At 43.7% G+C, this 3,898-nt stretch carries 3 protein-coding genes; all 3 read right to left on the bottom strand.

Features of this window, described 5'->3' with window-relative positions:
* Positions 1-136 precede the first annotated feature (136 nt).
* A complete protein-coding gene (locus tag I6E38_RS14410; RefSeq protein WP_235394645.1) occupies positions 137-1,600 on the bottom strand; it encodes a UDP binding domain-containing protein in 1,464 nt (487 codons plus the stop codon).
* 360 nt (positions 1,601-1,960) lie between these two features.
* Entirely contained in the window at positions 1,961-2,590 is a 630-nt protein-coding gene (locus I6E38_RS14405) for a hypothetical protein (RefSeq protein ID WP_235394644.1), read from the bottom strand.
* A 3-nt stretch (positions 2,591-2,593) separates the two neighbouring features.
* Positions 2,594-3,172 (bottom strand): DUF4112 domain-containing protein, encoded by a 579-nt coding sequence (locus I6E38_RS14400; protein ID WP_235394643.1) that lies wholly within the window; start codon positions 3,170-3,172, stop codon positions 2,594-2,596.
* Positions 3,173-3,898 lie beyond the last annotated feature (726 nt).

The following is a 3,898-nucleotide window of genomic DNA, read 5'->3' as shown; positions in this document are numbered from 1 at the left end:
TTTTGCTCTCGCTAAACGATATACAAAAGGAGGGTGCACCATAAATGACCATAGTCAATTATGACACACCCTCGTTTTTTCATTATATTCGCTCGCACAATCCAATGTTGTGCTGTCTTAACAGCATAAAAGCCATTTAGTCGCGGCGGAATATATCTCGTGTATAGACTTTATCCTCCACATCCTTCAGGCAGTCGTCAAAGCGGTTGGCAATGATAGCCTTGCTCTGCGCCTTGAAGTCGTCGAGATTGTTGATTACCTTACTGCCGAAGAAGGTGGTTCCGTCTTCAAGCGTAGGCTCATAGATTATCACCTCTGCACCCTTAGCCTTGATGCGCTTCATGATACCCTGTATTGCCGACTGGCGGAAGTTGTCCGAGTTCGACTTCATTGTCAGTCGATATACACCTATCACACAGGCATGCTCCTTGCTTGCATCGAAGCTGTTGTCTTCGGCATAGCTATAATAGCCGGCCTTTTTAAGCACAGCATCAGCAATATAGTCCTTACGTGTGCGGTTGCTCTCTACAATAGCCTCAATAAGATTTTCGGGTACATCCTGATAGTTGGCAAGAAGCTGCTTGGTGTCCTTAGGCAGACAGTAGCCACCATAACCGAACGACGGATTATTATAATGTGTACCGATGCGCGGATCAAGTCCTACACCTTCAATAATAGCCTTGCTGTCCAGACCCTTCATCTCGGCATAAGTGTCAAGCTCATTGAAGTAGCTCACACGCAATGCCAGATAAGTATTGGCAAACAGCTTAACAGCCTCAGCCTCCTTAGTGCCCATGAAAAGAACTGGAATGTTCTTTTCGAGTGAAGAGTTAAGAGTGAAAAGTGAAGAATCCAATTGCTTTGTATCGCCATTATGACCGATAGCGCCTTCCAAGAGTAAAGATGCAAATGTCTTGGCAAACTCTTCCGACTTTGGATTGCTGACAGCAGCTATTGCGACATTCTCCTCTTTCCAATCCTCGTTCTGCTCTGTAGGGAGCAGTTTGGGATAGCCCACTATGATACGTGAGGGATAAAGATTGTCGTACAATGCCTTGCTCTCACGAAGGAATTCAGGCGAGAACAGCAGATTGAAATGCTTGCCCTTGAGCGAAGGGGTTGTCTGGAATTTATGTGCATACTTCACATATAGGCCGCGACAATAACCTACGGGAATGGTCGACTTGATGACCATTACTGCATCAGGATTTGCCTCCAGCACCAGGTCGACAACCTCCTCTACATGTGATGTGTCGAAATAGTTCTTTACTGGGTCGTAGTTGGTAGGAGCCGCAATAACCACATAATCAGCATCAGCATATGCAGCCTTGCCGTCAAGAGTGGCTATCAAAGTTCCCTTACCTTCTTGCTCTGACGCACAGGTCTCATTACCTACACAAGGCAGAATATTCCTGTCTGCCAGATACTTTTCGATATACTCGTCTTGAATAGGCGATATACGATTGTTCAGTTTCTCTACCTTTTCGGGTATCACATCTACAGCCGTAACATGATGATGCTGAGCAAGCAATGTAGCAATACTCAAGCCCACGTAGCCGGTTCCTGCCACAGCCACCTTTATATCTTTGAATTCACGCATACTTATTAAAATCTATATGTTGTTGTTTTTAGCATGTAAAGATATACATTTTCGGTGAGACAGCCACAAGATTTGGATTCTTTTTAGAAAGAACACCAATTTAGGGCACCCTCTCTCCTATTACATATCCTCCATAGACAAACCCTTATACTCTATGTTGTATTTCTTGAATCTTCCTGTAGTCTGGAAGAAGTGTTCGACCTTTTCTTTCACAATACCGATGGCCACATCCTTAGCTTGACGCTTAACCTCATAGAAACAAACCGTTTGCTCTATTTCGTCGGCAGCTATTGCATGCTTATTTGCGAAACCTACATTTCGGAAACAGACATTTCAGAAACATCACTATTTTTTCACCATTCACTGCAATAAGAAATCTTGTATCACTCGATTCCAATAGTCCCACGAATAGCCCACAGAAGGATGGTTTACTGCCATCACCTTCACCTGCCTGCCATTACTTAGGAAATAAGCACCAGTAGCAACATGATAGCCATCCACAACTATGTCTTCTCCTTCCCTCCAGCGTTCTCCAGACATATTGCTCCAAAGCCTTTTGCCCCACGCAATGACATACTCTGGCTGATACTTATCCATAACCTCAAACAGAGCATCACCTGCCTGACGATATTGTGCTGACGTTCCTGCCTCACGTGGTCCACCCATTGCCACTTGCAGATAGTTGAAGAAGACAACGGAATTCCATATCTTCAGCCTCATCGTCTGGTCTGTCTCTTTACCCACAAGTGAACGCTCAAATTTCACGAAAGTCCGCATCCAGTCCTGCCGTTCCTTATTCTCATCAAGATAATCCTTGATAACGCCCTGCGTAAAACTGGCACACTCCCTATGAAGACGACAGTTGCCACAATCGCAGCAACCCTCATCACAATAATGGCTCTCGCCCAATATCATGATTCGCTTGCCGAATATCCCCCCGTTGGCATAATCCTTGCCAACGAAGGGCTGAAAGAAAATGTTGCTATTCATATTTTAAAATAATGAAACAATCCAATTTCCCAAGCGAATAGCCCACGAAATCACCACATAAATCAACCAGCAAAGCACTACTATGAACACAGCCGTCCAGAATGCCTTCTTATTCACCTTGTTGATAATCTCCTTATCATCCTCGATATAGCCAGTAATCAATCTCAGGTTCTCTACATACGAACGCTTGAATACATCCAGCACATCACCTATATAGAAAGGTATGGCACCAATCAGCACATCCATCAGGATATTATAGATGACAGCCAAAGTCAGCGGAATAGACTTAACCACGCAAAGACTGTAATAGATAAATGGGAATGCAAACACGCTCGTCAAAGCATCACCGATACCAACAGGAAGGATGAAGCCAAGAATAGGATCCAGGAACCACTTGTCCATATACTTCGCCGTACCTACCATCAGACGATATGATGGCATGTTCATCATCTTCTCACGCTTAGCAGCTTTTTTATAAGCCCTCGCCTGTTCTTTGGCAAGAGCCGCCTCTCGCTTTTGGTCTTCCTTAGCGAAATCCATACCCAAATCAGCCTGGGCTTGCTGTCTTCTTGAACTTTCCATACGCCTTATAATTCTATTTGTTTCTTACCATTCATAAATTCTGCGAACTCCTGTTCCGAGAGAGAGTAATCGCTCATCAACCCCATAGCCTACTTACGTTCCTCCTCGCTGCCTGCCAGATTGATACGCTTAAACAGTTTTCTCCATAGCGCAAGAATACATTCGCCTTCGGAATTACCACATCATTGAGAGTCTTGCAGATCACCAACAAACGTCCCAAGATGGTGCAAACTCGCTCAAACATATTTGCGTTCCTTCTACGTTTCAATTTACCAGATTTACTCACATCATAATGTGTAGGGGAAGACAAATTCATGATGCGTGCATACTCTGTTGTTATTCATTTTAAGGTTTAATGTACCGGCGATTGGGCGGATCTGTTGTCTAAAAGACAAAGGTAGAGGATTTATTCGAACCATGCAAGTTTAATTATCTGAAAAAGGGCGGAAGAGAGATGCATCTTTTGCAATAAATTTCCATGCAAATAAATGTTGAACAGCGGAGGTCACTATTGAAGTGAACCTCCGCCATTGCTTTAATATATAAACGTTTGTGTGTTGGTTGTTAATGTGTTGTTTAAATTCTACTGCAAAGGTATGAATAGGGTGTGACAAGTATGGGCATAGGCGAAAGGGAATTTCGTTTATGGGTATAAAAAAAGGTCTCCAAAGTCGTTAGACCTTGAAGACCTCAAGTAAAGAAGGCAGCCACCTACTCTCCCGCATT

Source organism: Leyella stercorea, assembly GCF_021531355.1.
In the GTDB taxonomy this organism is placed as follows: Bacteria; Bacteroidota; Bacteroidia; order Bacteroidales; family Bacteroidaceae; genus Prevotella.
This window is presented reverse-complemented; position numbering and strand designations above follow the sequence as displayed.

Coding starts and splice junctions, on each gene's coding strand:
- I6E38_RS14400 (WP_235394643.1), bottom strand. CDS start 3,172: ATGGAAAGTTCAAGAAGACAGCAAGCCCAGGCTGATTTGGGTATGGAT.
- I6E38_RS14405 (WP_235394644.1), bottom strand. CDS start 2,590: ATGAATAGCAACATTTTCTTTCAGCCCTTCGTTGGCAAGGATTATGCC.
- I6E38_RS14410 (WP_235394645.1), bottom strand. CDS start 1,600: ATGCGTGAATTCAAAGATATAAAGGTGGCTGTGGCAGGAACCGGCTAC.